The organism is Stenotrophomonas pictorum JCM 9942 (assembly GCF_001310775.1).
In the GTDB taxonomy this organism is placed as follows: domain Bacteria; phylum Pseudomonadota; class Gammaproteobacteria; order Xanthomonadales; family Xanthomonadaceae; genus Stenotrophomonas; species Stenotrophomonas pictorum.
In genome coordinates this window covers 1-1,303 of the sequence record NZ_BAZI01000581.1, presented here as the reverse complement: position 1 = coordinate 1,303, position 1,303 = coordinate 1, and the positions used below count along the sequence as shown (strand labels likewise).

Genomic DNA, 1,303 nt, shown 5'->3' with positions numbered 1-1,303 from the left:
GGCCGAGGCGGCTCCGGGGTTCACCCGCGACGCGGCCTGGGCCGGCCATGACGAGGCCGAGGTCGGAACGCTGAAGCGTGGCCTGCGTGCGGACTTCGTGGTGCTCGACCGCGACCCGCTCACGGTGGCGGCCGGCGAGCTTGATGAGCTGAAAGTGCTTTCCACCTGGGTCGATGGCGAGCCGGTATACATGAGTGGCCAGGCGCAGGCCGACTAGCGGCTGGCAGCGGCGCAGCAAGGACGATGCGTATCCCCTTGCGCGGAGCGCGGGCGGTTTGGCTTTCCGCGCTGGACCTGCTGGTGGCGTATGCCCCGTTTGCCGGGTTGGGCTGTCGGCTGGTCCGGTGGAGGTTGCGCGTCTGAGCGGGCATCGCCGGCACGGGCGGCTGCCGGTACCGGTGGGTCAGTCCGCTGACGCGCCGGCTTCGCTTTCCATGTGTTTGCACATCACCGCGTTGTCCAGGCCGATGCCGGCAACGCGCACGGTCTGCCGCTGTTTAACGCGGAAGCCGTGCCGTTTGAAGAAACGCTCGGCGCTGAGGCTGACATGGGCGTGCAATTCAACGATGCCCCGCCGTCGCGCCTGCTGCTGCAGATGCTGCAGCAGCGCGCTGCCGACGCCACGGTGTGCGTGATCGGCGGCCACAAAAAAATGATCGATCAGCCCGGATGGCTGCAGGTCGGCATAACCGGCCACCACGCCATCGTGCAGTGCCACGAACGGCTGGAGGCGTTGGATACGCAGGTTCCATCTCGCAACATCCCCGGCGCCCGCCAGCCATGCCTCGCGCTGCGCCTGGCTGTAGTGACCGTCAGTCGAACCGTCTATCGCGGAGACGAACACCTGGCGAAGCAGGGCTTCGTCTCCGGACCTGAAGTCGCGGATACGTATCGCCGTCGCTGGCGGTCGCGACGCTGGTTCAGTCATGCCTGGTACCTCTGCGCAGGGGCTGCCGGAAGCACGGCACGTTGCCGGCCCGGCTGACGATGTGGGAATCGCGCATGCCGAACGAGCGGTCATCACTGGCCACGGTAGCGGTCACCGCCGTCGCGAGCGCTTGCGCCAGAGGGCTGTGGATGCCGTGAGCCGCCTGAACCGGCCCATGTTCCGTGGGGGCGAGCGCGGTTGAGCGAATGCCCGCCCGCTCCGCAGCAGGGGCGCTTACCAGTCGATGGTTCCACGGATCACCGTCTGCACCTGGCCGCCGGACCAGACCTCGCCGTCCTCGTCGATGTGCAGTTCCAGCAGCGCGTCGTGGCCGACCTCGCGGCCCTGGCTGGCGGTGTAGCGTTTGCCGCTGCC

The 1,303-nt window shown here is 68.2% G+C and carries 2 protein-coding genes and 1 pseudogene; 1 reads left to right on the top strand and 2 read right to left on the bottom strand.

Annotated elements, in window-relative coordinates:
- On the top strand, positions 1 to 217 hold a 217-nt coding region (locus tag JCM9942_RS16225), incomplete at its 5' end, for an amidohydrolase family protein (protein ID WP_157723007.1).
- 186 nt (positions 218 to 403) lie between these two features.
- Here JCM9942_RS16225 and JCM9942_RS20805 read toward each other — a convergent pair.
- Entirely contained in the window at positions 404 to 928 is a 525-nt protein-coding gene (locus JCM9942_RS20805) for a GNAT family N-acetyltransferase (RefSeq protein ID WP_054660888.1), read from the bottom strand.
- A 234-nt stretch (positions 929 to 1,162) separates the two neighbouring features.
- Positions 1,163 to 1,303, bottom strand: a pseudogene (locus JCM9942_RS18495) (PhzF family phenazine biosynthesis protein); the annotation flags it as partial.